The organism is Arthrobacter rhamnosi (assembly GCF_054510855.1).
The window spans coordinates 851277-875119 of sequence record NZ_JBTNDT010000001.1; the positions used below are offsets into that span (position 1 = coordinate 851277).

24 protein-coding genes are annotated in these 23843 nt (G+C 64.8%); all 24 read right to left on the reverse strand.

Going from position 1 to position 23843, the window contains the following annotated elements; genetic code table 11:
• Position 1: 1 nt before the first annotated feature.
• The gene (gene rplF, locus ACX80I_RS04015; RefSeq protein ID WP_459343850.1) at positions 2–538 is read right to left on the reverse strand and encodes a 50S ribosomal protein L6; all 537 of its coding nucleotides are present in this window, start codon (positions 536–538) and stop codon (positions 2–4) included.
• 18 nt (positions 539–556) lie between these two features.
• Positions 557–955, reverse strand: coding sequence for a 30S ribosomal protein S8 (rpsH, locus tag ACX80I_RS04020; RefSeq protein WP_043440638.1), 399 nt, complete (start codon positions 953–955; stop codon positions 557–559).
• 87 nt (positions 956–1042) lie between these two features.
• A complete protein-coding gene (gene rplE / locus ACX80I_RS04025) occupies positions 1043–1618 on the reverse strand; it encodes a 50S ribosomal protein L5 (protein ID WP_087076885.1) in 576 nt (191 codons plus the stop codon).
• Positions 1618–1992 (reverse strand): 50S ribosomal protein L24, encoded by a 375-nt coding sequence (gene rplX, locus ACX80I_RS04030; RefSeq protein ID WP_301226170.1) that lies wholly within the window; start codon positions 1990–1992, stop codon positions 1618–1620. Before rplX ends, rplE begins: the two co-directional genes overlap by 1 nt.
• Positions 1993–1995: 3 nt before the next feature.
• On the reverse strand, positions 1996–2364 hold the full coding sequence (gene rplN, locus ACX80I_RS04035) for a 50S ribosomal protein L14 (protein WP_049829173.1): 369 nt from the start codon (positions 2362–2364) through the stop codon (positions 1996–1998).
• Between the two features lie 369 nt (positions 2365–2733).
• Positions 2734–3045 (reverse strand): 30S ribosomal protein S17, encoded by a 312-nt coding sequence (gene rpsQ / locus ACX80I_RS04040; protein ID WP_087076889.1) that lies wholly within the window; start codon positions 3043–3045, stop codon positions 2734–2736.
• Entirely contained in the window at positions 3042–3386 is a 345-nt protein-coding gene (rpmC, locus tag ACX80I_RS04045) for a 50S ribosomal protein L29 (RefSeq protein ID WP_087076891.1), read from the reverse strand. The genes rpsQ and rpmC overlap by 4 nt, the downstream gene beginning before the upstream one ends.
• Before the next feature lie 2 nt (positions 3387–3388).
• A complete protein-coding gene (rplP, locus tag ACX80I_RS04050) occupies positions 3389–3805 on the reverse strand; it encodes a 50S ribosomal protein L16 (RefSeq protein ID WP_049829176.1) in 417 nt (138 codons plus the stop codon).
• Positions 3806–4651 carry a 30S ribosomal protein S3 gene (rpsC, locus tag ACX80I_RS04055; protein ID WP_459311645.1) on the reverse strand — a complete coding sequence of 282 codons (846 nt, stop codon included), beginning with the start codon at positions 4649–4651 and terminating at the stop codon, positions 3806–3808.
• Entirely contained in the window at positions 4652–5017 is a 366-nt protein-coding gene (rplV, locus tag ACX80I_RS04060) for a 50S ribosomal protein L22 (RefSeq protein WP_049829178.1), read from the reverse strand. It abuts the gene before it with no gap.
• 37 nt (positions 5018–5054) lie between these two features.
• Positions 5055–5336: a 30S ribosomal protein S19 gene (gene rpsS, locus ACX80I_RS04065; RefSeq protein WP_026549122.1), complete on the reverse strand. Its 282-nt coding sequence runs from the start codon at positions 5334–5336 to the stop codon at positions 5055–5057.
• Positions 5337–5348: 12 nt separating this feature from the next.
• Positions 5349–6188: a 50S ribosomal protein L2 gene (gene rplB, locus ACX80I_RS04070; RefSeq protein ID WP_055768070.1), complete on the reverse strand. Its 840-nt coding sequence runs from the start codon at positions 6186–6188 to the stop codon at positions 5349–5351.
• A gap of 31 nt (positions 6189–6219) precedes the next feature.
• Entirely contained in the window at positions 6220–6525 is a 306-nt protein-coding gene (gene rplW, locus ACX80I_RS04075; RefSeq protein ID WP_087076895.1) for a 50S ribosomal protein L23, read from the reverse strand.
• A complete protein-coding gene (gene rplD / locus ACX80I_RS04080) occupies positions 6522–7145 on the reverse strand; it encodes a 50S ribosomal protein L4 (RefSeq protein WP_459343851.1) in 624 nt (207 codons plus the stop codon). Before rplD ends, rplW begins: the two co-directional genes overlap by 4 nt.
• Before the next feature lie 4 nt (positions 7146–7149).
• Positions 7150–7806: a 50S ribosomal protein L3 gene (gene rplC, locus ACX80I_RS04085; protein ID WP_459343852.1), complete on the reverse strand. Its 657-nt coding sequence runs from the start codon at positions 7804–7806 to the stop codon at positions 7150–7152.
• A gap of 16 nt (positions 7807–7822) precedes the next feature.
• Positions 7823–8131: a 30S ribosomal protein S10 gene (gene rpsJ / locus ACX80I_RS04090; RefSeq protein ID WP_026531952.1), complete on the reverse strand. Its 309-nt coding sequence runs from the start codon at positions 8129–8131 to the stop codon at positions 7823–7825.
• A 500-nt stretch (positions 8132–8631) separates the two neighbouring features.
• Positions 8632–9822 carry an elongation factor Tu gene (gene tuf, locus ACX80I_RS04095; RefSeq protein ID WP_087076901.1) on the reverse strand — a complete coding sequence of 397 codons (1191 nt, stop codon included), beginning with the start codon at positions 9820–9822 and terminating at the stop codon, positions 8632–8634.
• 202 nt (positions 9823–10024) lie between these two features.
• Entirely contained in the window at positions 10025–12139 is a 2115-nt protein-coding gene (fusA, locus tag ACX80I_RS04100) for an elongation factor G (RefSeq protein WP_459343853.1), read from the reverse strand.
• Positions 12140–12226: 87 nt separating this feature from the next.
• The gene (rpsG, locus tag ACX80I_RS04105) at positions 12227–12697 is read right to left on the reverse strand and encodes a 30S ribosomal protein S7 (RefSeq protein ID WP_087076905.1); all 471 of its coding nucleotides are present in this window, start codon (positions 12695–12697) and stop codon (positions 12227–12229) included.
• Position 12698: 1 nt separating this feature from the next.
• A complete protein-coding gene (gene rpsL / locus ACX80I_RS04110) occupies positions 12699–13073 on the reverse strand; it encodes a 30S ribosomal protein S12 (protein WP_087076907.1) in 375 nt (124 codons plus the stop codon).
• Positions 13074–13437: 364 nt separating this feature from the next.
• Positions 13438–17331, reverse strand: a complete 3894-nt coding sequence (locus tag ACX80I_RS04115; protein ID WP_301226153.1) for a DNA-directed RNA polymerase subunit beta' — start codon at positions 17329–17331, stop codon at positions 13438–13440.
• 173 nt (positions 17332–17504) lie between these two features.
• On the reverse strand, positions 17505–21014 hold the full coding sequence (gene rpoB, locus ACX80I_RS04120; protein ID WP_459311654.1) for a DNA-directed RNA polymerase subunit beta: 3510 nt from the start codon (positions 21012–21014) through the stop codon (positions 17505–17507).
• Between the two features lie 313 nt (positions 21015–21327).
• Positions 21328–22947: a phytoene desaturase family protein gene (gene crtI, locus ACX80I_RS04125; protein ID WP_459343854.1), complete on the reverse strand. Its 1620-nt coding sequence runs from the start codon at positions 22945–22947 to the stop codon at positions 21328–21330.
• Positions 22944–23837 (reverse strand): phytoene/squalene synthase family protein, encoded by an 894-nt coding sequence (locus tag ACX80I_RS04130; protein ID WP_459343855.1) that lies wholly within the window; start codon positions 23835–23837, stop codon positions 22944–22946. The genes crtI and ACX80I_RS04130 overlap by 4 nt, the downstream gene beginning before the upstream one ends.
• Positions 23838–23843: the final 6 nt, after the last annotated feature.

Below are 23843 nucleotides of genomic sequence, written 5' to 3' on the forward strand. Positions count from 1 at the left end.
GTTACTTACCAGCCTTTCCGACCTTGCGGCGGATGATCTCGCCTGCGTAGCGGATGCCCTTGCCCTTGTAGGGGTCAGGCTTGCGCAGCTTGCGGATGGTTGCAGCGACCTCGCCGACCTGCTGCTTGTTGATGCCTGCGACCGAGAGCTTGGTGGGGCTGTCGACGGTCAGGGTGATGCCCTCGGGAGCCTTGACGGCGACCGGGTGGCTGTAACCCAGAGCGAATTCCAGGTCGCTGCCCTTGGCCTGCACACGGTAACCCGTGCCCACGATCTCAAGGTTCTTCTTGTAGCCCTCGGTGACTCCGACGATCATGTTGGAGATCAACGTGCGGGTGAGGCCGTGGAGCGACCGCGACTCGCGCTCGTCGTTCGGGCGCGCGACGGTGAGGATGCCCTCGTTCAGGGAGACCTCGATGGGGCTGGGAACCGTGTGGCTCAGCTCGCCCTTCGAGCCCTTGACGGTGACCTCGCTGCCGTTGACTGCGACCTCGACACCGGCGGGAACGGTGATGGGGAGACGTCCAATACGTGACATTATTCTTTCCCTTTCCCGTTACCAGACGTAGGCGAGGACTTCCCCACCCACACCCTTCTTGGATGCCTGGCGGTCCGTGAGCAGACCGGAGGACGTGGACAGGATGGCGATGCCGAGGCCGCCGAGCACGTGGGGCAGGTTCGTGGACTTGGCGTACACGCGCAGACCGGGCTTGGAGATACGGCGGATGCCGGCGATGGAACGCTGGCGGTCCGGTCCGAACTTGAGGTCGATGGTCAGCTTCTTGCCGACCTCCGCTTCCTCTTCCTTCCAGCCGGCGATGTAGCCTTCGGCCTTGAGGATGTCCGCGACGCGGGCCTTCAACTTGCTGTACGGCATGGACACGGAGTCGTGGTAAGCCGAGTTTGCGTTGCGCAGACGCGTGAGCATGTCTGCGACAGGATCTGTCATTGTCATGTGGGCTCTTGCCCTTCCTCGAAACGGTTTCCGGGCTCCGGACGGCACTCAGGGTGCCGGCTGGAGTGGACCTGCAACGTAGTTAGATTAATCTTCGGATTTGAAGGGGAAGCCGAGCGCCTTGAGGAGCGCGCGGCCCTCGGCGTCGGTCTTGGCGGTCGTGACGACGGTGATGTCCATGCCACGCACGCGGTCGATACGGTCCTGGTCGATCTCGTGGAACATGGACTGCTCCGTGAGGCCGAAGGTGTAGTTGCCGTTGCCGTCGAACTGCTTGCCGTTGAGTCCGCGGAAGTCGCGGATACGGGGCAGGGCGAGGGAGATCAGGCGGTCCGTGAATTCCCACATGCGGTCGCCACGGAGGGTAGCGTGCGCACCGATGGGCATTCCTTCGCGGAGCTTGAACTGCGCGATGGACTTGCGGGCCTTGGTGACCTGCGGCTTCTGGCCCGTAATCGCGGTGAGGTCCTTGACGGCCCCGTCGATCAGCTTCGAGTCCTTGGCGGCGTCACCGACACCCATGTTCACGACGACCTTGACCAGGCGCGGGACCTGGTTGACGTTGGAGTAGCTGAACTCCTCCTGCAGGGCGGCCTTGATCTCGGACGCGTAGCGTGCCTTCAGGCGGGGAAGAACCCGGGCTTCTGTGGTTTCGACAGTCATTACAGATCCTTCCCTGATGACTTGGCCACGCGGATGCGGACAACGCGCTCGCGGCCGTCGCGCTCGACGGTCTCGGTGCGGTATCCGACGCGGGTCGGCTTCTTGGTCTCGGGATCGACGACGGCGACGTTGCTGATGTGCACGGGTGCCTCGACAACCTCGATGCCACCGGTCTTGGTGCCGCGCTGCGACTGCCCGACCTTGGTGTGCTTGGTGATCCGGTTGATGCCTTCCACGAGGACGCGGTTGGTCTCGGGGAACACCTTCAGTACCTTGCCCTGCTTGCCGCGGTCTCCGCCGCGGTCCTGCTTGGCTCCGGTGATGACCTGGACGAGGTCACCCTTCTTGATCTTGAGCTTTGTCTTCTGTGCCATGGACTACAGCACCTCCGGCGCCAGCGAGATGATCTTCATGAAACGCTTGTCGCGGAGCTCGCGACCGACAGGGCCGAAGATACGGGTGCCACGGGGGTCGCCGTCGTTCTTCAGGATCACTGCTGCGTTCTCGTCAAACTTGATGTAGGAACCATCCGCGCGGCGGCGTTCCTTCTTGGTGCGGACGATGACCGCCTTGACGACGTCACCCTTCTTGACGTTGCCGCCGGGGATCGCGTCCTTCACGGTGGCGACGATGACGTCGCCGATGCCTGCGTAGCGGCGCCCGGATCCTCCGAGAACGCGGATGGTCAAGATTTCCTTGGCCCCCGTGTTGTCGGCGACCTTTAGCCGCGACTCCTGCTGAATCACTTATTACTCCTGTCGTCGCGCCGGTTCTCTGCTCGAGCCTTGCGGAACGGATATGGGTGGGCCCCGTAATACTGGTACTCAGCACGTGCACGCCGGGCGCGCGGCTGTGCGTGGATCGTGTGCACAGCGGATTTGTGATGAACAAGATTATCGGGCTTTTGCCTATTTGCCCGGTGTGAAGGAAACCCCCGGAGGGATGCCCCGCAAGCGGAAGTCCTGGGCAGGAGACCTGCGGAGGAACCCTCGTGAGGGCATGCGCCAGCCCACCAGACAGACAAGGTTCTTATCGTATCGCGAAGATGCCCCGGACGCGAAATCGCGTCCGGGGCATCTGCTGCAGGGCCGGCGGGCCGGCGTGCTGCTCGGGTGTTACTTGGCCTTCTCGATGACCTCGACCAGGCGCCACCGCTTGGTAGCGGACAGCGGGCGGGTCTCGCTGATGAGGACCATGTCGCCGATGCCGGCGATGTTCTCCTCGTCGTGCGCCTTGACCTTGGAGCTGCGACGGAGCACCTTGCCGTACAGGGCGTGCTTCACGCGGTCCTCGACCTCGACGACGATCGTCTTTTCCATCTTGTCGGAGACGACGTAGCCACGGCGTACCTTGCGGTAGCCGCGCGAGTTGGCGTCGTGGACGGCCTTCTCGGTTCCTACGGTCGTTTCGCTCTGCTGCTCACTCATTTGGCGTCCTCCTCAGAAGCCTCGGTGTCCACGGAAGGTTCGTCCTTCGTGGAGGCCTTCTTGGCTTTCTTGGGCTTGTCCGCCTTCGCGGGCTTCGCTTCCTCGACGGGAGCTTCGACCTCGGGACGGATGCCCAGTTCGCGCTCACGCAGCACCGTGTAGATGCGTGCGATGTCGCGCTTCACCGAACGAAGGCGACCGTGGCTTTCGAGCTGGCCGGTGGCCGACTGGAAACGGAGGTTGAACAGCTCCTCCTTGGCCTTGCGCAGTTCTTCCACCAGACGGTCCTTATCGAAGCCGTCCAGCTGGTCTGTTGCCAGTTCCTTTGAACCCAGAGCCATAACTATTCACCACCCTCACGACGCACGATGCGTGCCTTCAACGGCAGCTTGTGGATCGCGAGGCGCAGGGCTTCGCGGGCTACCTCTTCGGAAACACCGGACAGTTCGAAGAGAACCCGTCCCGGCTTGACGTTGGCCACCCACCACTCGGGAGAACCCTTACCGGAACCCATGCGGGTCTCGGCAGGCTTCTTGGTCAACGGGCGGTCCGGATAGATGTTGATCCAGACCTTTCCGCCACGCTTGATGTGGCGGGTCATGGCGATACGAGCGGACTCGATCTGGCGGTTGGTGACGTATGCCGGGCTCAGAGCCTGGATACCCCATTCGCCAAAGCTGACCTCGGTGCCGCCGGTTGCAGCGCCGGAACGACCCGGGTGGTGCTGCTTACGGAACTTGACTCGACGTGGGATAAGCATTTAAGCCTGTCCTCCTTCAGTCGCAGCGGGGGCTGCGGCGGTCTCGGCGGGTGCCGAGGCACCCTGGCCCTCGGAGCGCTCGGGCGCACGACGACGACGGTCTCCGCCGCGGTCGCCACCACGGTCGGCGCCGGCAGGGCCACGGCCCGGACGGTCTCCACCGCGGCCACGGGAGGGAGCTGCTGCAGCCTGGGCTGCGAGTTCCTTCGCCGTGACGTCACCCTTGTAGATCCAGACCTTCACGCCGATGCGGCCGAAGGTGGTCTTCGCTTCGAAGAAGCCGTAGTCGATGTTGGCGCGGAGCGTGTGCAGGGGAACGCGTCCCTCGCGGTAGAACTCCGAGCGGCTCATTTCGGCGCCACCCAGGCGACCGGAGCACTGGACACGGATGCCCTTGGCGCCGGCACGCTGTGCGGACTGCATAGCCTTCTTCATCGCGCGGCGGAAGGCCACGCGGGAGGAAAGCTGCTCGGCGATGCCCTGGGCGACAAGCTGGGCCTCCATCTCGGGGTTCTTGACCTCGAGGATGTTCAGCTGGACCTGCTTGCCGGTGAGCTTCTCCAGCTCGCCGCGGATGCGGTCCGCCTCTGCTCCACGGCGACCGATGACGATACCCGGACGTGCCGTGTGGATGTCCACGCGGACGCGGTCGCGGGTGCGCTCGATCTCGACCTTCGCGATGCCGGCCCGGTCCATGCCGGTCGACATGAGCTGGCGGATCTTGATGTCTTCGCGGACGAAGTCACGGTAGCGCTGGCCCGGCTTGTTGCTGTCGGCGAACCAGTGTGACCTGTGGTCGGTGGTGATGCCGAGTCGGAACCCGTGCGGGTTTACTTTCTGTCCCACTTAGCGGACCTCCACTTTCTCAGGGGTAGCGACGACAACCGTGATGTGGCTGGTCCGCTTGTTGATGCGGAACGCGCGGCCCTGGGCACGCGGACGGAACCGCTTCATCGTGGGGCCTTCATCGACGAATGCTTCGCTGATGATGAGGTTGTCCTCGTCGAAGGCAACGCCGTCACGGTCCGCGAGAACGCGGGCGTTGGCGACTGCCGACTGGACCACCTTGAAAACCGGCTCCGAAGCAACCTGTGGGGCAAACTTCAGAATAGCCAGAGCCTCATTCGCCTGCTTACCACGAACAAGGTTGACGACGCGCCGGGCCTTCATAGGCGTTACGCGGATATGACGCGCAATAGCCTTGGCTTCCATTGCTTTCCTTCTCTCGTCTTAGCCGTAAGAGCAGCGCCTAGCGGCGCTTGCCCTTGCGGTCGTCCTTAACATGGCCGCGGAAAGTCCGCGTGGGAGCGAATTCGCCGAGCTTGTGCCCGACCATCGACTCGGTGACAAACACCGGGATGTGCTTGCGTCCGTCGTGCACCGCGATCGTGTGCCCGAGCATGTCGGGGACGATCATGGAGCGGCGGGACCACGTCTTGATGACGTTCTTCGTGCCCGATTCGTTCTCGCGAGCGACCTTTACGTAAAGGTGCTGATCGACGAAGGGGCCTTTCTTCAGGCTGCGTGGCATGTCTCCAGGCTCCTATCGCTTGTTCTTGCCGGAACGACGGCGACGCACGATGAGTGAGTCGCTCTCTTTGTTGGGGCGACGGGTACGGCCTTCGGCCTTACCGTTCGGGTTGACCGGGTGGCGTCCACCGGAGGTCTTGCCCTCGCCACCACCGTGCGGGTGGTCGACCGGGTTCATGGCGACACCGCGGACGGTCGGGCGGATGCCCTTCCAGCGATTACGGCCGGCCTTGCCCCAGTTGATGTTCGACTGCTCGGCGTTGCCGACCTCGCCGATCGTCGCGCGGCAGCGGACGTCGACGTTGCGGATCTCACCGGAGGGCAGTCGCAGCTGGGCGAAGCGGCCTTCCTTGGCGACGAGCTGTACCGACGCACCGGCGGAGCGTGCCATCTTCGCGCCGCCGCCTGGGCGGAGCTCGACGGCGTGGATGACGGTACCCACGGGGATGTTGCGCAGCGGCAGGTTGTTGCCGGGCTTGATGTCGGCCCCGGCGCCGGCCTCGACGAAGTCGCCCTGCTTGAGCTTGTTCGGCGCGACGATGTAGCGCTTGGTGCCGTCGACGTAGTGCAGGAGGGCGATGCGCGCGGTGCGGTTGGGATCGTACTCGATCTCGGCAACGCGGGCGTCGACGCCGTCCTTGTCGTGGCGGCGGAAGTCGATCAGGCGGTACTGACGCTTGTGTCCACCACCCTTGTGGCGGGTCGTGATCTTACCGGTGTTGTTGCGTCCACCCTTCTTGGGGAGGGGACGAACCAACGACTTTTCCGGCGTCGATCGGGTGATTTCAGCGAAGTCGGCAACGCTCGAACCACGACGGCCCGGGGTTGTCGGCTTGTATTTACGGATTCCCATAACTCAATTCCTCGTTAAAGTGGTCTCCGCTCTAGGAGAGCGGACCGCCGAAGATGTCGATCGAGCCCTCTTTGAGGGACACGATGGCACGCTTGGTGCCCTTGCGCTGGCCCCAGCCGAACTTGGTGCGCTTGCGCTTGCCAACCCGGTTGATGGTGTTGATCGACTCGACCTTCACGGAGAAGATCTTCTCGACCGCCAGCTTGATTTCTTCCTTGTTCGAGCGCGGGTCGACGAGGAAGGTGTACTTGCCTTCGTCGATCAGGCCGTAGCTCTTCTCCGAGACGACGGGTGCAATGACGACGTCGCGCGGATCCTTTGCGATGGTGCCGCTCACTTGGCATCCTCCTCGGAGATGGCGTCAGCCGATCCGACGAACTGCTCGTAGGCGGCCTGGGTGAAGATCACGTCGTCGGACACCAGCACGTCGTACGTGTTCAGCTGGTCGACGTAGAGGACGTGTACTGCGGGTACGTTGCGCACCGACAGCGCGGCGACATCGTTGGCACGCTCGATGACGACGAGCAGGCGGGGCCGCTCGGAGATCGCACGTAGGGTCTCGATGGCACCCTTGGTCGACGGCTTGTCGCCGGTGACCAGGGACTCGAGGACGTGGATACGGCCGTTGCGTGCCCGGTCGGAGAGTGCACCGCGGAGAGCGGCGGCAATCATCTTCTTGGGGGTGCGCTGGCTGTAGTCGCGGGGCGTCGGTCCGTGGACCACGCCACCGCCGGTCATGTGAGGTGCGCGGATCGAACCCTGGCGGGCACGACCGGTTCCCTTCTGCTTGAACGGCTTGCGGCCTGCGCCGCTCACCTCGGCGCGGGTCTTCGTCTTGTGCGTACCCTGACGGGCAGCCGCAAGCTGGGCCACGACGACCTGGTGCAGCAGGGGGATGTTGGTCTGTGCATCGAAGATCTCGGCGGGGAGATCGACCTTTACAGTGTTGGCAGCCATTTGGCTATGCTCCCTTCACGGCGGTGCGTACGAGGACGACCTGGCCGCGGGCGCCGGGGACGGCACCCTTGATCAGCAGCAGCGACTTCTCTGCGTCGACAGCGTGAACCCTGAGGTTCAGCGTGGTCTGACGAACGGCGCCCATGCGGCCTGCCATTTTCATTCCACGGAAGACGCGGCTGGGGGTGGATGCTCCACCGATGGAACCGGGCTTGCGGTGGTTCTTGTGAGCACCGTGCGAGGCTCCAACACCGTGGAAACCGTGGCGCTTCATGACACCGGCAAAACCCTTGCCCTTGGTGGTGCCGATGACGTCGACCGTCTGGCCGGCTTCGAACATCTCCACGGAGAGTTCCTGGCCGAGCGAGTAGGAGTCGGCGTCGGACGTCCGCAGCTCGACCACGTGACGGCGGGGCGTGACGCCTGCCTTCTCGAAGTGGCCGGCGAGCGGCTTGGTGACCTTGCGGGGATCGATCTGGCCGAAGCCGATCTGGACGGCGGTGTAGCCGTCCTTGTCCGCGCTGAGGAGCTGGGTGATGACGTTGGAGTCAGCCTGGACGACCGTGACCGGGATGAGGACGTTGTTCTCGTCCCAGACCTGGGTCATGCCGAGCTTGACGCCCAGCAGGCCCTTGACCTGGCGCGTAAGTGAAGTAGACATGTGTATCCGCTCTCCCTTACAGCTTGATTTCGATGTTCACGTCCGCAGGCAGGTCGAGACGCATCAGCGAATCGACGGCCTTGGGCGTGGGATCAATGATGTCGATCAGACGCTTGTGAGTACGCATTTCGAAGTGCTCACGGCTGTCCTTGTACTTGTGCGGGGACCGGATGACAACGAATACGTTCTTCTCCGTGGGCAGGGGCACGGGGCCCACTACCGTTGCGCCTGCGCGCGTCACCGTCTCAACGATCTTCCGTGCTGAAACATCAATGACCTCGTGGTCATATGACTTCAGCCGGATGCGGATTTTCTGTCCCGCCATGGCGTCTCGACTCTCTCTCTACATAACTGCCTGGGCAGTTCCGGTACGTACGTACATTTCCTGCGTCCGTTGTGCGACGCTTCCCCGCAGGCTGAATCCGGAAGAATTCCGGGTTCCTCACCCTGCCAGGGCTCCGACCCCCGCGCTCGGGCGTGTCGCTTTTCCTAGAAACACACGGTCCGCGAATTCCGGCCGAGCCGAACGGGGTGGATTATATTTGGGCCGCACGTGCCGGCGGACCAGATCCCTGCATCAGGCATTATCCTGACCGGGAGAAGGTCTCAGACCGCGCGCGCGAGCGCTTGAACAACTTATCCAGTGTGGCAGAGACGCCGGGATAACGCCAATCGGGAAGCCCGTGCCACTCCCCTGCCCGACGATCCGGACTCCGCTCCCCCTCCGGACCCGAACGGGCAATTCGCACTGGAGCACCGACACAGGAAGAGCCCCGCTGCAACAGCAGCGGGGCCCTTCCGAACATCACGTCGGCAGTCGGAAGACTACTTCAGGATCTTGGTGACACGTCCCGAACCAACGGTGCGGCCGCCTTCGCGGATCGCGAAGCCGAGGCCCTCTTCCATGGCGATGGGCTGGATGAGCGCAACGGTCATCTCAGTGTTGTCGCCGGGCATAACCATCTCGGTGCCCTCGGGGAGGGTGATGACGCCAGTTACGTCCGTGGTGCGGAAGTAGAACTGCGGGCGGTAGTTCGAGTAGAACGGGTTGTGACGCCCGCCCTCGTCCTTGGCCAGGATGTAGACGTTGGCTTCGAAGTCGGTGTGAGGGGTGATGGAACCCGGCTTCACGATGACCTGGCCGCGCTCTACGTCCTCGCGCTTGATGCCGCGGAGGAGCAGACCACAGTTCTCGCCTGCCCAGGCCTCGTCGAGCTGCTTGTGGAACATCTCGATACCGGTGACCGTGGTCTTCTGGACCGGACGGATACCAACGATCTCGACCTCGGAGTTGATGGCGAGGGTTCCACGCTCGGCGCGGCCAGTGACGACGGTTCCACGACCGGTGATCGTGAAGACGTCCTCGACGGGCATGAGGAAGGGCTTGTCCTTGTCGCGCACGGGGTCCGGCACGTTGTTGTCGACAGCTTCCATCAGTTCCTCGACGGACTTGACCCACTCGGGGTCGCCTTCGAGGGCCTTGAGGCCGGAGACGCGGACTACAGGAGCCTCGTCGCCGTCGAAGCCCTGCGAGCTGAGCAGTTCGCGGACCTCCATCTCGACGAGGTCCAGGAGCTCCTCGTCGTCAACCATGTCGGACTTGTTCAGCGCGACCAGCAGGTAGGGAACGCCGACCTGGCGGGCGAGCAGAACGTGCTCGCGGGTCTGGGCCATGGGACCGTCGGTGGCGGCGACAACGAGGATGGCACCATCCATCTGGGCCGCACCGGTGATCATGTTCTTGATGTAGTCAGCGTGGCCGGGAGCGTCTACGTGTGCGTAGTGGCGCTTCTCGGTCTGGTACTCAACATGCGAGATGTTGATGGTGATGCCGCGCTGCTTCTCCTCGGGAGCCGAGTCGATCGACGCGAAGTCACGCTGCTCGTTGAGAGTGGGGTACTTGTCGTACAGCACCTTGGAAATGGCAGCCGTCAACGTGGTCTTACCATGGTCGACGTGACCGATGGTGCCGATGTTAACGTGCGGCTTAGTCCGCTCGAACTTTGCCTTCGCCACGGGTTCCTCCTAGAACGTTTGAGAAGAATTGCTTCCCAGCCGCGCTTTTCGCAGCTGAAACTCATGCAAGTCTACTGGGGGCTTTTGGTTTTGATGAAATTGCTGTGCGCTGCCGGCCCGACCGGGCCGGCAGCTGGAGAGGGGGCTGGCCTGCCCATGGACAGGCCGGCTCTCTCCGGAGATCCCGTTGCCGGGAGGGGGCTTACTCGCCGCGCGTCTTCTGGATGATCTCGTCGGCGACTGCCTTCGGGACCTCCGAGTAGCTGTTGAACTGCATCGAGTACACCGCGCGACCCTGGGTCTTCGACCGCAGGTCACCGATGTAACCGAACATGCCGGACAGCGGAACGAAGGCACGGATGACCTTCACACCGCTGGCGTCCTCCATCGACTGCATCTGTCCACGGCGGGAGTTGAGGTCACCGATGACTTCACCCATGTATTCCTCAGGGGTGCGCACCTCGACGTCCATCAGCGGCTCGAGCAGGACGGGCTGCGCCATCCGAGCGGCTTCCTTGAACGCCATACGTCCGGCGATCTTGAAGGCCATTTCGGAGGAGTCGACGTCGTGGTAGGCGCCGTCGAGCAGCGTCGCCTTGATGCCGACGACCGGGTAACCGGCCAGCACGCCGTCGTTGAGTGCGTCCTGGATGCCGGCGTCGACACTCGGGATGTACTCGCGGGGGACGCGTCCACCGGTGACCTTGTTGTCGAACGCGTACATGACGCCTTCTTCAACCTCCATCGGCTCGATCGCGATCTGGATCTTCGCGAACTGGCCCGAACCACCGGTCTGCTTCTTGTGCGTGTAGTCGTGCTTGGCGACGGGGCGCTTGATGGTCTCGCGGTAGGCGACCTGCGGCTTGCCCACGTTCGCCTCGACCTTGAACTCGCGGCGCATACGGTCCACCAGGATGTCCAGGTGGAGCTCGCCCATGCCGGCGATGATCGTCTGTCCGGTGTCCTCGTTGAGGGACACCTGGAAGGTGGGATCCTCGGCCGAGAGCTTCTGGATGGCTGTGGAGAGCTTCTCCTGGTCACCCTTCGTCTTGGGCTCGATGGCGACCGAGATCACGGGAGCCGGGAAGCTCATGGACTCGAGGACGATCTGGTTCGCCGAGTCGGACAGGGTGTCACCGGTGGTGGTGTCCTTCAGTCCGATCGCTGCGTAGATGTGGCCGGCAAGGGCTTCCTCGACGGGAATCTCCTTGTTGGCGTGCATCTGGAACAGCTTGCCGATGCGCTCCTTCTTCGACTTCGTCGAGTTGGTCACCTGCGTGCCGGCGGACACCTGGCCCGAGTACACGCGGATGAACGTGAGCTGACCGAAGAACGGGTGCGTCGCGACCTTGAAGGCGAGAGCGGAGAAGGGCTCCTCCGTGCTGGGCTTGCGCGTCAGCTCGGTCTCTTCGTCCCGGGGATCGTGGCCGATCATCGGGGGAACGTCGAGGGGCGAGGGCAGGTAGTCGATGACGGCGTCGAGCATCGGCTGCACTCCACGGTTCTTGAACGCGGAACCGCAGAGGATCGGGTAGAGCTCGGAGTTGATCGTCATCTTGCGGATGCCGGCCTTCAGCTCCTCGATGGAGATCTCTTCACCCTCGAGGTACTTGTTCATGAGCTCGTCGGAGGACTCGGCGACGGTCTCGACGAGCGACGCACGGTACTCCTCGGCCTTCTCCTGGAGATCGGCGGGGATCTCCTGGACCTCGTACTTCGCACCCATGGTCACGTCACCCTTGGCATCGCCGGGCCAGACGAGGGCACGCATGTGGAGCAGGTCGACGACGCCGATGAAGTCGTTCTCGGCGCCGATCGGGAGCTGCAGCACGAGGGGCTTGGCGCCCAGGCGGCTGATGATGGTGTCGACGGTGAAGTAGAAGTCGGCGCCCAGCTTGTCCATCTTGTTGACGAAGCAGATGCGGGGCACTTCGTACTTGTCGGCCTGGCGCCAGACAGTCTCGGACTGGGGCTCGACGCCCTCCTTGCCGTCGAACACGGCGACGGCGCCGTCGAGGACGCGCAGTGAGCGCTCGACCTCGACGGTGAAGTCGACGTGCCCGGGGGTGTCGATGATGTTGATCTGGTTGTTCTCCCAGAAGCAGGTCACGGCGGCAGACGTGATGGTGATGCCGCGCTCCTTCTCCTGTTCCATCCAGTCGGTGGTGGAGGCGCCGTCGTGCGTCTCACCGATCTTGTGGTTTACACCCGTGTAGAACAGGATGCGCTCGGTAGTGGTGGTCTTGCCGGCATCGATGTGGGCCATGATGCCGATGTTGCGGACCTTGTTGAGGTCGGTAAGCACGTCCTGTGCCACGGTGTCTCCCTTATTACGAAAATGGAGTTCTGCTGGACCGCCGGCCGGGCCGTCCCTGGTGGGGTCGCGGCCCGGCCGGCAGATCTGCTACCAGCGGTAGTGTGCGAAGGCCTTGTTCGACTCGGCCATCTTGTGCGTGTCTTCACGGCGCTTGACTGCGGCACCGAGACCGTTGGACGCGTCCAGGATCTCGTTCTGCAGGCGCTCGGTCATGGTCTTCTCGCGGCGGGCCTTGGAGTAGCCGACCAGCCAGCGAAGGGCCAGGGCGGTCGAACGACCGGGCTTGACCTCGACGGGGACCTGGTAGGTGGCTCCACCGACACGGCGTGAACGGACCTCGAGGGTCGGCTTCACGTTGTCCATGGCCTTCTTGAGGGCTGCCACGGGGTCGCCGCCGGACTTGGCGCGTGCGCCTTCGAGGGCACCGTAGACGATGCGCTCTGCAGTGGACTTCTTGCCGTCGACGAGCACCTTGTTGATCAGCTGCGTGACCAGGGGCGAACCGTAGACGGGATCGAGTACGAGCGGCCGCTTGGGGGCCGGGCCCTTACGAGGCATATTACTTCTTCTCCATCTTTGCGCCGTAGCGGCTGCGGGCCTGCTTGCGGTTCTTCACGCCCTGCGTGTCGAGCGCACCACGGATGATCTTGTAGCGGACACCGGGAAGGTCCTTCACACGTCCGCCGCGCACGAGCACGATGGAGTGTTCCTGAAGGTTGTGACCGACACCGGGGATGTAGGCGGTAACTTCGATGCCACCGTTGAGGCGCACGCGGGCGACCTTGCGGAGAGCCGAGTTCGGCTTCTTCGGGGTGGTGGTGTAGACGCGGGTGCAAACGCCGCGCTTCATGGGGCTGCCCTTGAGTGCGGGCGCCTTGGTCTTGGAGACCTTAGGTGACCGGCCCTTGCGGACCAGCTGGTTAATCGTAGGCACTTTCGTGTTCTCCGTAATGTCAGAAGATGAGATCCCTGTCGCCCTACTCCGCGGTTGCGGCCGCTTCGCAGGGCCGCGCCATCCGGAGGTCGGGATGATCAGTCGTTTGGCGCACCACCAACGAACAAGCTGCCGCGAAACGACTGTAGGCGTGCGAAAATGTGGCATTCGTTGTACAACTTACGTACAACGCGGAGATACGTTTCGCAACGCCGATCCTTTGCCACACAAACAATTGGTCCTCAGTCTACCAGAGATCCGGCACGCCCCGTCGCGCACCCGCTCCCCCTGTGGTAGGGCGAGCACGGGGTGAACGGGAAAGGCCCCGGACCGTGGGGTCCGGGGCCTTTCCGTCCGACGGGGTTCAGCGGAAGTCGCTGTTGCCCATGTCGTAGTCGTCCAGCGGGATGGCGTGGAACTCGGGGCTCAGGCCGCCCTCGACACCGGCGTAGTCGAAGTCGCTGAACGCGCTCGGACCGGTGAAGAGGTTCGCCTTGGCTTCCTCGGTGGGCTCGACCGTGACCTTCGTGTAGCGGTCCAGGCCGGTACCGGCCGGGATGAGCTTACCGATGATGACGTTCTCCTTGAGGCCCAGCAGCGGATCGCTCTTGCCTTCCATGGCGGCCTGCGTGAGGACACGCGTGGTCTCCTGGAAGGAAGCGGCCGACAGCCACGACTCGGTGGCGAGCGACGCCTTGGTGATACCCATGAGCTCGGGACGGCCGGAGGCCGGCTTCTTGCCCTCGGACACCACGCGACGGTTCTCGTCCTCGAAGCGGCGACGCTCGGCCAGCTCACCGGGGAGCAGGTCCGACTCGCCGGACTCGATCACGGTGACGCGACGCAGCATCTGGCGGACGATGACCTCCACGTGCTTGTCGTGGATGCCCACACCCTGGCTGCGGTACACGCGCTGGACCTCGTCCACCAGGAATTCCTGCGCCTTGCGGGGGCCCAGGATACGCAGGATCTGCTTCGGGTCGACCGCACCGAAGACGAGCTGCTGCCCGACCTCGACGTGGTCGCCGTCGGCGACCAGGAGGCGTGCACGCCGGAGGACCGGGTACGCGATCTCCTCGGAGCCGTCATCCGGGGTGACCACCAGGCGAAGCTGCTTCTCGGCATCCTCGATGGTGACGCGCCCTGCGACCTCGGAGATCGGGGCGACACCCTTGGGGGTACGCGCCTCGAAGAGCTCCTGGATACGGGGCAGACCCTGGGTGATGTCCTCCGCCGATGCGACACCACCGGTGTGGAAGGTACGCATGGTCAGCTGGGTACCGGGCTCTCCGATCGACTGTGCGGCGATGATGCCGACGGCCTCTCCGATGTCCACGGTCTTGCCGGTCGCGAGCGAACGGCCGTAGCACAGGGCACAGGTTCCGACGCTGGACTCGCAGGTGAGGACGGAGCGGACCTTGATCTCGGCGATGCCGGCCTCGAACAGTTCACCGATGAGCACGTCCCCGACGTCGGAGCCCGCGGCAGCGAGCACCTCCCCCTTGGAGTCGACGACGTCGGTGGCCAGCGTACGTGCGTACGCCGAGTTCTCGACCTCCTCGTGCAGCACCAGCTCGCCGTCGGCGTTCGGCACGGCGATGGTGACCTTCAGGCCACGCTCGGTACCGCAGTCGTCCTCGCGGACGATGACGTCCTGCGAGACGTCGACCAGGCGTCGGGTCAGGTAACCCGAGTTGGCCGTACGCAGGGCGGTGTCGGCGAGGCCCTTACGGGCACCGTGCGTCGCGATGAAGTACTCCAGGACCGACAGGCCCTCGCGGTACGAGGACTTGATCGGACGAGGGATGATCTCACCCTTCGGGTTGGCCACGAGGCCACGGATACCGGCGATCTGGCGGACCTGCAGCCAGTTACCACGGGCACCGGAGGACACCATGCGGTTGATGGTGTTGTCCTTCGGCATCGCGTCGCGCATGGATGCGGCGACCTCGTTGGTCGCCTTGTTCCAGATGTCGATGAGCTCCTGGCGGCGCTCCTCGTCGGCGATGAGGCCCTTGTCGAACTGCGACTGCACCTTGGCGGCCTGCGTCTCGTAGCCCTCCATGATGCCGGCCTTGTTGATCGGCGCGGAGATGTCCGAGATGGCGACGGTGACGCCCGAGCGGGTTGCCCAGTAGAAACCGGCGTCCTTCAGGTTGTCCAGCGTCGCCGCCGTCACGACCTTCGGGTAGCGCTCCGCCAGATCGTTGACGATCGTCGAGAGCTGGCCCTTGTCGGCGACCTTCTCCACCCAGGGGTAGTCCAGGGGAAGCGTCTCGTTGAACAGCACCTGTCCGAGCGAGGTCTCGATCAGCGCCGGCGTACCGGGCTCCCAACCCTCGGGAGCCTCGATGTCGGCACTGGGCACGAAGTTGTCCACGCGGATCCGGACCACCGAGTTGAGGTGGAGCGAGCCCATGTCGAACGCCATGATCGCCTCGGCGACGCTGGTGAAGACGCGGCCTTCGCCGGCACTTCCCTCACGCTTGGTGGTGAGGTGGTGCAGACCGATGATCATGTCCTGCGAGGGCAGGGTGACCGGGCGGCCGTCGGACGGCTTCAGGATGTTGTTCGAGGAGAGCATCAGGATGCGTGCCTCGGCCTGGGCCTCGGGGCTCAGCGGCAGGTGGACTGCCATCTGGTCGCCGTCGAAGTCCGCGTTGAACGCACCACAGACCAGCGGGTGCAGCTGGAGGGCCTTGCCTTCCACCAGCTGCGGCTCGAACGCCTGGATGCCGAGGCGGTGCAGGGTAGGTGCACGGTTCAGCAGCACGGGGTGCTCGGTGATGATCTCTTCGAGGACGTCCCACACCTGGGGGCGGTAACGCTCGACCATGCGCTTGGCGCTCTTGATGTTCTGCGCGTGGTTGAGGTCCACCAGGCGCTTCATCACGAACGGCTTGAAGAGCTCCAGGGCCATCTGCTTGGGCAGACCGCACTGGTGCAGCTTCAGCTGCGGGCCGACGACGATGACCGAACGGCCCGAGTAGTCGACGCGCTTGCCGAGGAGGTTCTGGCGGAAACGACCCTGCTTGCCCTTGAGCATGTCCGAGAGGGACTTCAGGGGACGGTTGCCCGGTCCGGTGACCGGACGGCCGCGACGGCCGTTGTCGAACAGGGAGTCGACCGCTTCCTGCAGCATGCGCTTCTCGTTGTTCACGATGATCTCGGGAGCTCCGAGGTCCAGCAGGCGCTTGAGGCGGTTGTTCCGGTTGATGACGCGGCGGTACAGGTCGTTGAGGTCGGACGTCGCGAAACGGCCACCGTCGAGCTGGACCATGGGGCGCAGTTCCGGCGGGATCACCGGCACGGCGTCGAGGACCATGCCCAGGGGGCTGTTCGTCGTCGTCAGGAACGCGTTGACCACCTTGAGGCGCTTCAGGGCGCGCGTCTTCCGCTGGCCCTTGCCGTTCTGGATGATGTCGCGCAGCATCTCTGCCTCGGCGGGCATGTCGAAGTTCTCGAGGCGCTTCTTGATCGCCTCGGCACCCATGGAGCCCTCGAAGTACAGGCCGTAGCGGTCGCGCAGCTCGCGGTAGAGGCCTTCGTCACCCTCGAGGTCTGCGACCTTCAGGGTCTTGAAGCGCTCCCACACCTGGACGAGGCGCTCGATGTCGGCGTCGGCGCGCTTGCGGACGTTCGCCATCTGGCGGTCGGCCGAGTCGCGTGCCTTCTTCTTGTCGGCAGCCTTGGCACCTTCGCCCTCGAGACGGGCGAGCTCGTCCTCGAGGTCCTTGGCGATCGCGGCGATGTCGGAGTCGCGCTGGTCCGTCATCTGCTTCTTCTCGAGGTCGTGCTCGGCCTGGAGGTTCGGCAGTTCGGCGTGGCGGTTCTCCTCGTCGACCGACGTGATCATGTAGGCCGCGAAGTAGATGACCTTCTCGAGGTCCTTGGGAGCAAGGTCGAGGAGGTAGCCGAGGCGCGAGGGGACGCCCTTGAAGTACCAGATGTGCGTGACGGGAGCGGCAAGCTCGATGTGGCCCATGCGCTCACGGCGCACCTTGGCGCGGGTCACCTCGACGCCGCAGCGCTCACAGATGATGCCCTTGAAGCGCACGCGCTTGTACTTGCCGCAGTAGCACTCCCAGTCACGGGAAGGGCCGAAGATCTTCTCGCAGAAGAGGCCGTCCTTCTCGGGCTTGAGCGTGCGGTAGTTGATGGTTTCCGGCTTCTTGACCTCGCCGTAAGACCAGCCGCGGATTTCGTCCGCGGTGGCAAGGCCGATTCGCATGAGGCCGAAGGAGGATTCGCTGGACATAGGGTCCCTGTTCTCTCTTTGTTCTCTAAATTCTTGAAGTCTTGGGGGTGCGGCGGGCAGCTAGGCCCACACCGGGCCGGTGTTCGAGGAAGCGGCCTTCAATATTTCGAGGCCGTCCGCGGCCGAAGAAATTTCGTTGGCCGCGTTCGAACACCTGTTCGGCGTGGTGAAACCTAGACTTCCTCGACGGAACTCGGCTCGGCCCGTGAGAGGTCGATGCCCAGTTCCTCCGCGGCCCGGAAGACTTCTTCATCCGAGTCACGCATTTCAATCGTGGTGCCGTCGGTGGAGAGGACTTCCACGTTCAGGCAGAGCGATTGCATTTCCTTGATCAAGACCTTGAAGGACTCGGGAACGCCCGGCTCGGGGATGTTCTCGCCCTTGACGATGGCCTCGTACACCTTGACGCGTCCGTGGATGTCGTCCGACTTGATGGTGAGGAGTTCCTGCAGCGTGTAGGCCGCACCGTAGGCCTCGAGGGCCCACACTTCCATCTCACCGAAACGCTGTCCGCCGAACTGCGCCTTACCACCCAGCGGCTGCTGCGTGATCATGGAGTACGGGCCGGTGGAGCGCGCGTGGATCTTGTCGTCCACCAGGTGGTGGAGCTTCAGGATGTACATGTAGCCGACGGAGATCGGGTCCGGGAACGGCTCGCCGGAGCGGCCGTCGAACAGGCGCGCCTTGCCGGACTCGCCGATGAGGCGCTGTCCGTCGCGGGTGACGTTCGTGGATCCGAGCAGACCGACGATCTCGTCCTCGGTGGCGCCGTCGAACACGGGGGTTGCGACGGTGGTCGAGGAGATCTCCCGGGGAAGGTTCGGGAGGTTCTTCATCCACTCGGGCTCGCCCTCGATCTTCCAGCCCTGCTTGGCTGCCCAGCCGAGGTGGATCTCGAGGACCTGGCCCACGTTCATGCGTCCGGGGACGCCGAGCGGGTTCAGGACGATGTCGACGGGGGTGCCGTCCTCCAGGAACGGCATGTCCTCGATCGGGAGGATCTTGGAGATGACGCCCTTGTTGCCGTGGCGGCCCGCGAGCTTGTCGCCGTCGGTGATCTTGCGCTTCTGTGCCACGTAGACGCGGACCAGCTGGTTGACGCCCGGGGGCAGCTCGTCGTCGTTGTCGCGGTCGAAGATGCGCACGCCGATGACCGTTCCGGACTCGCCGTGGGGGACCTTCAGCGAGGTGTCGCGGACTTCGCGGCTCTTCTCGCCGAAGATGGCGCGCAGCAGGCGCTCCTCGGGGGTCAGCTCGGTCTCACCCTTGGGGGTGACACGGCCGACGAGGATGTCGCCGGCCTCGACCTCGGCACCGATGTGGATGATGCCGCGCTCGTCGAGCGCACCGAGGACCTCCTCGGAGACGTTCGGGATGTCACGCGTGATCTCCTCGGCACCGAGCTTGGTGTCGCGGGCATCGACTTCGTGCTCCTCGATGTGGATCGACGTCAGGACATCGTCGGAGACGATGCGCTGCGACAGGATGATCGCGTCCTCGAAGTTGTGACCCTCCCAGGACATGAACGCCACGAGCATGTTCTTGCCCAGCGCGAGCTCACCCTGGTCCGTGGACGGACCGTCGGCGATGATCGAGTTGTACTCGAGGCGGTCACCCTCGGACACCAGGACGCGCTGGTTGTACGCGTTGCCCTGGTTCGAGCGGGCGAACTTCATGATCGGGTAGTTCGTCTCGGTGCCGTCGTCGTTGAGGACGCTGACCAGGTCGGCCGACACCTCCTTGACCACGCCTGCCTTCGTCGCGGTGACGGCGTCACCGGCGTCGACGGCCGCGTTCTTCTCCATGCCGGTGCCCACGAGGGGACGCTCGGAACGGAGCAGGGGCACGGCCTGGCGCTGCATGTTCGCACCCATGAGGGCGCGGTTGGCGTCGTCGTGCTCCAGGAACGGGATCATCGCGGTCGCGACGGACACCATCTGGCGCGGGGAGACGTCCATGTACTCGACCTCGGCGGGCTCGACGAGCACGGGCTCGCCGGAACCACCACGCGTCCGCACGAGGACCATGTCCTCGGTGAACGTGTTGTCCGCACCAAGGGGCGCGTTCGCCTGGGCGATGAGGCGCTCCACCTCGTCGTCTGCGGTCAGGTAGTCGATCTGGTCGGTGACGATGCCGTCGACGACCTTGCGGTACGGGGTCTCGATGAAGCCGAACGCGTTGATGCGGCCGTACGAGGCGAGCGAACCGATGAGGCCGATGTTCGGGCCTTCAGGGGTCTCGATCGGGCACATGCGTCCGTAGTGCGACGGGTGGACGTCACGGACTTCCATGCCTGCGCGGTCACGGGAGAGACCACCCGGGCCCAGCGCGGACAGGCGACGCTTGTGCGTCAGGCCAGCGAGCGGGTTGTTCTGGTCCATGAACTGCGACAGCTGGGAGGTTCCGAAGAACTCCTTGATGGCGGCCACGACGGGACGGATGTTGATCAGGGTCTGCGGCGTGATGGCCTCGACGTCCTGGGTGGTCATCCGCTCGCGGACGACGCGCTCCATGCGGGACAGGCCCGTGCGGACCTGGTTCTCGATGAGCTCGCCCACGGCGCGGATGCGGCGGTTGCCGAAGTGGTCAATGTCGTCGACCTCGACGCGGAGCTCGACGTCCCCGCCGTCGCGCTTGCCGCCGAGGGTCTTGTCACCGGCGTGCAGGGCGACCAGGAACTTGATCATCGCGACGATGTCGTCGATGTTCAGCACCGAGGCGTCGGAATCCGTGAGGTCCTTGTCGATGCCGAGCTTGCGGTTGATCTTGTACCGGCCAACCTTGGCGAGGTCGTAGCGCTTCGGGTTGAAGTACAGGTTGTCCAGGAGGGTCTGGGCAGCCTCGACCGTGGGGGGCTCGCCCGGACGCAGCTTGCGGTAGATGTCGAGGAGGGCGTCCTCGCGGGTCTCCGTCGCGTCCTTCTCCATGGTGGCGCGGATGGAGTCGTACTGGCCGAACTCCTCCAGGATCTGGCCTTCGGTCCAGCCGAGGGCCTTGAGGAGCACGGTGACGGACTGCTTGCGCTTGCGGTCGAGGCGGACGCCGACCTGGTCGCGCTTGTCGATCTCGAGCTCGAACCAGGCACCGCGCGACGGGATGATCTTCGCGCTGAAGATGTCCTTGTCGCTGGTCTTGTCCGCGGTGCGCTCGAAGTAGGCGCCGGGTGAACGGACGAGCTGCGACACGACGACACGCTCGGTGCCGTTGATGACGAAGGTGCCCTTGTCGGTCATGAGGGGGAAGTCACCCATGAACACGGTCTGCTGCTTGATCTCGCCCGTGTTGTTGTTCATGAACTCGGCCTTGACGTACAGGGGCGCGGAGTAGGTCGCGTCGCGATCCTTGCACTCGGCCATCGTGTACTTGGGGTCTGCGAATTCCGGCTCGGAGAAACTCAGGGACATGGTGCCCTGGAAGTCCTCGATCGGGGAGATCTCTTCGAAGATGTCGGCCAGCCCGGAGGTCGTGGCTACACCCTGCAGCCCCTTCTCCAGCGCTTCCTCAACGCGGGCCTTCCAGCGCTCGTTGCCGACGAGCCAGTCGAAGCTGTCCGTCTGGAGGGCGAGAAGATTGGGAACTTCAAGCGGTTCGTGAATCTTTGCGAATGAGAGCCGGGGTGCGGCGCCGTCGGCGTCGACCTGGCTGGTAGCGGTTGCATTATTAGAGGTGCTCGGGGCGACCAAGAGGGATCCTTCCACAGACCGTCAGGCTTGTCAGCGCATTCGCCTCAGCACCGCCACCGCAGTATGCTGCGGGGATCTCAGTGCCCACCAGTGTCCGCCCGCGTGACCCCAACCGTATGGCCAGGTTAAACAACGAGAGCAGAGCAAAGCCCACCGCTATATGAAGGCTGAGGTTTAGAGGGAAGACGCAAAGAACTACGTTACGGCATGCGCAGCGTAAAGTCCAATAGCCCCTCTCCCCTCTTCGCGTCAAGCCCGCCACACCTGGTGGGGACGACGTCCTGCCGGTAGCATCCGGCGGCCGGGGGCCGTCCTACCCCAGGGCCGGCTCCGGCAGCGGCCCCGTGCTGGTGTCGCCGCGCAGCCGCTTGACGATGAGTTCCGCGCTGATGAGGCACATGGGGATGCCGATGCCGGGAACCGTGGAACTGCCCGCGTAGAAGAGGTTGCCGACCTTCGCGCTGCGGTTCGAGCCGCGGAAGAAGGCGCTCTGCTTCAGGATGTGGGCCGGCCCCAGCGACGTGCCGCGCCACGCGTTGAGGTCGTCGGCGAAGTCCTGCGGCCCGTAGCTGCGGCGGACGACGATGCGCTCGGCGAGATCGGGGATACCCGCCCAGTCGGAGATCTGGCCGATGACGGCGTCGGCCAGGTCCTCGACCCTCGCGTCTCCTCCGCGCTCGAGCCCTCCCCTGCCGATCGTGACATCCGCCGGGATGGGCACGAGGACGAACACGTTCTCGGAGCCCGCCGGGGCCACGGATCCGTCCGTGGCGCTCGGTCGGCACACGTACAGCGACGCCGGTGACGGCACGGAGGTCTCCTTGCCGAAGATACGCCCGAAGTTGTCGCGCCAGTCCGTGGTGAACAGCAGGGTATGGTGTTCGAGCTGCGGCAGGCTTCCCCGGACGCCCAGGTACAGGAGCAGCGCACTGGGACCGGGCACGCGCTTCTGCCAGTACCCCTCCGGGTACGTCTGCAGATCCGCCGGCAGCATCGTGGTCTCGGTGTGGTGGAGGTCCGCGGCGGACACGACGATGTCGGCACCGATCGACGCCGTCCTACCGTCCGTGCGGTAGGTGACCCCGCGCACCGTCGCGGCCCGGCGGTCCAGCGGGGACCTGCCGGGCGTCCGGGGCTCGGTGTCGATCGAGACGACGTCGGCGTCGGTGCGGATCTCGACGCCGGCGGCCACCGCGACCCGCCGCATCCCGTCGATGAGGGTGCTGAAACCGCCCATCGGGTAGAGCACGCCGTCGTCGAGGTCGAGGTGGCTCATCAGGTGGTACATGCTCGGCGCGTCGAAGGGCGAGCTGCCGAGGAACACGGCCGGGTAGCCGAGGATCTGCTGGATCCGCGGATCCTTGAAGCGCTTCTCGACGAAGGACTGCAGCGGCTGGAGCAGCAGCGACGCGATCCGCGGGAGCCGGGTGAGGACGTCGGGCCGGACGAAGGGCAGGAAGGACTGGAAGGTCGAGTAGAGGAAACGCTTCTTGGCGATCTCGTAGGCGTCCTCCGCGGAGTCGAGGTACTTCGACAGCTGCTCGCCGGCGCCGGCCTCGAGGGATTCGAAGAGCTTGGTGACAGCCTCTCGATCCGCGGGGACGTCGACCGCCCCGCCCTCCTCGAAGACGACGCGGTAGCCGGGATCGAGCTTCACGAGGTCGAGCTGCTCCGCGGCGCTCGTGCCCATCAGCCGGAAGAAGTGGTCGATCACCTCGGGCATCAGGTACCAGGACGGGCCGGTGTCGAAGCGGAAACCGTCCTGCTCCCAGGAACCGGCGCGGCCGCCCACCTGTCCGCGCTTCTCCAGGAGGGTGACGCTGTGCCCTTCACGGGCCAGCAGGGCCGACGTCGCGAGCCCGCCGATCCCGCCGCCGATGACGACGACGTCCTTGGCTGCCACGCGTGTCCGTCCACTCTGCTGGGGTGTCATGCCGACCTCTCCTGCGCGGCGAGTTCCGGTGCCGCGCGACCGGTGAAGGCTTGCGCCAGGATGCGGAGCTTGACCGGGGTGGGGACCCGGACCCGCGCCCGGAGGAGTTCCTCGGCCGGCGTCCGGCGCAGCCTCGCGGCGAGCTCGGTGAAGAGTCCCTGCGCGAGGGTGACGGCGCGCCGCGGTGTCGGGGGCAGGCCCGGGAGGGCTGCGGCCGAGATGCGCAGGTCCCGGTCGATGTCCTCCAGGAGGCGGAGCTTGTCCGCCTCCGTGAAGCTCCCCGGCCGCACGCCCGGGAAGTAGCTGCGGCCGAGGGTGGAGAAGTCCTCGGCGAGGTCGCGGAGGAAATTGATCTTCTGGAAGGCGGCGCCCAGGTGCCTCGCGCCGTCCACGAGCACGGCGTCCTCCTCCGGCGTCACGGTCCGGCCGACGAGGAAGGCCCGCAGGCACATCAGCCCGACGACCTCCGCGGACCCGTAGACGTACAGGTCGAAGGACTCCTGCGTGTGCTCGCTCCGCGTGAGGTCGGCGCGCATGGAGGCGAAGAAGGGCCGGGTGAGGTCGACGCCGATACCCGTGGCCCGGGCCGTGAGGGCGAAGGCGTGCACCACCAGGTTCGTGCTGTAGCCGGTGGTCATGGCCGTCTCGGTGTCACGCTCGAGGTCGTCGAGGAGTCGCCCGACCTCGTCCACCGACAGCCCCGCTCCGGCAGCGGCGCCGTCCACGACCTCGTCGGCGACGCGCACCAGCGCGTACACGGACTCGATGGAGGCGCGGGTGGTGCGGTCGAGGATGCGCGAGGCCATGCCAAAGGACGTCGAGTAGCACTGGATGACCTCCGCGGAGGTCCTGAGCGCTGCCGCGTTGTAGCGTGCGAGCGGATCGTTCACGCCCAC

What these genes read in the sequence shown, in the direction of transcription:
- rplC (WP_459343852.1), bottom strand. Translation starts at nt 7,806, where the DNA reads ATGTCTACTTCACTTACGCGCCAGGTCAAGGGCCTGCTGGGCGTCAAG.
- rpsG (WP_087076905.1), bottom strand. Translation starts at nt 12,697, where the DNA reads ATGCCTCGTAAGGGCCCGGCCCCCAAGCGGCCGCTCGTACTCGATCCC.
- crtI (WP_459343854.1), bottom strand. Translation starts at nt 22,947, where the DNA reads ATGACACCCCAGCAGAGTGGACGGACACGCGTGGCAGCCAAGGACGTC.
- rpsQ (WP_087076889.1), bottom strand. Translation starts at nt 3,045, where the DNA reads ATGAGTGAGCAGCAGAGCGAAACGACCGTAGGAACCGAGAAGGCCGTC.
- rplX (WP_301226170.1), bottom strand. Translation starts at nt 1,992, where the DNA reads ATGGCACAGAAGACAAAGCTCAAGATCAAGAAGGGTGACCTCGTCCAG.
- rpsH (WP_043440638.1), bottom strand. Translation starts at nt 955, where the DNA reads ATGACAATGACAGATCCTGTCGCAGACATGCTCACGCGTCTGCGCAAC.
- rplF (WP_459343850.1), bottom strand. Translation starts at nt 538, where the DNA reads ATGTCACGTATTGGACGTCTCCCCATCACCGTTCCCGCCGGTGTCGAG.
- rplD (WP_459343851.1), bottom strand. Translation starts at nt 7,145, where the DNA reads ATGGCTGCCAACACTGTAAAGGTCGATCTCCCCGCCGAGATCTTCGAT.
- rplE (WP_087076885.1), bottom strand. Translation starts at nt 1,618, where the DNA reads ATGACTGTCGAAACCACAGAAGCCCGGGTTCTTCCCCGCCTGAAGGCA.
- rpsJ (WP_026531952.1), bottom strand. Translation starts at nt 8,131, where the DNA reads ATGGCGGGACAGAAAATCCGCATCCGGCTGAAGTCATATGACCACGAG.
- rplV (WP_049829178.1), bottom strand. Translation starts at nt 5,017, where the DNA reads ATGGAAGCCAAGGCTATTGCGCGTCATATCCGCGTAACGCCTATGAAG.
- ACX80I_RS04115 (WP_301226153.1), bottom strand. Translation starts at nt 17,331, where the DNA reads ATGTCCAGCGAATCCTCCTTCGGCCTCATGCGAATCGGCCTTGCCACC.
- rplP (WP_049829176.1), bottom strand. Translation starts at nt 3,805, where the DNA reads ATGCTTATCCCACGTCGAGTCAAGTTCCGTAAGCAGCACCACCCGGGT.
- rpmC (WP_087076891.1), bottom strand. Translation starts at nt 3,386, where the DNA reads ATGGCTCTGGGTTCAAAGGAACTGGCAACAGACCAGCTGGACGGCTTC.
- rpsS (WP_026549122.1), bottom strand. Translation starts at nt 5,336, where the DNA reads ATGCCACGCAGCCTGAAGAAAGGCCCCTTCGTCGATCAGCACCTTTAC.
- rplB (WP_055768070.1), bottom strand. Translation starts at nt 6,188, where the DNA reads ATGGGAATCCGTAAATACAAGCCGACAACCCCGGGCCGTCGTGGTTCG.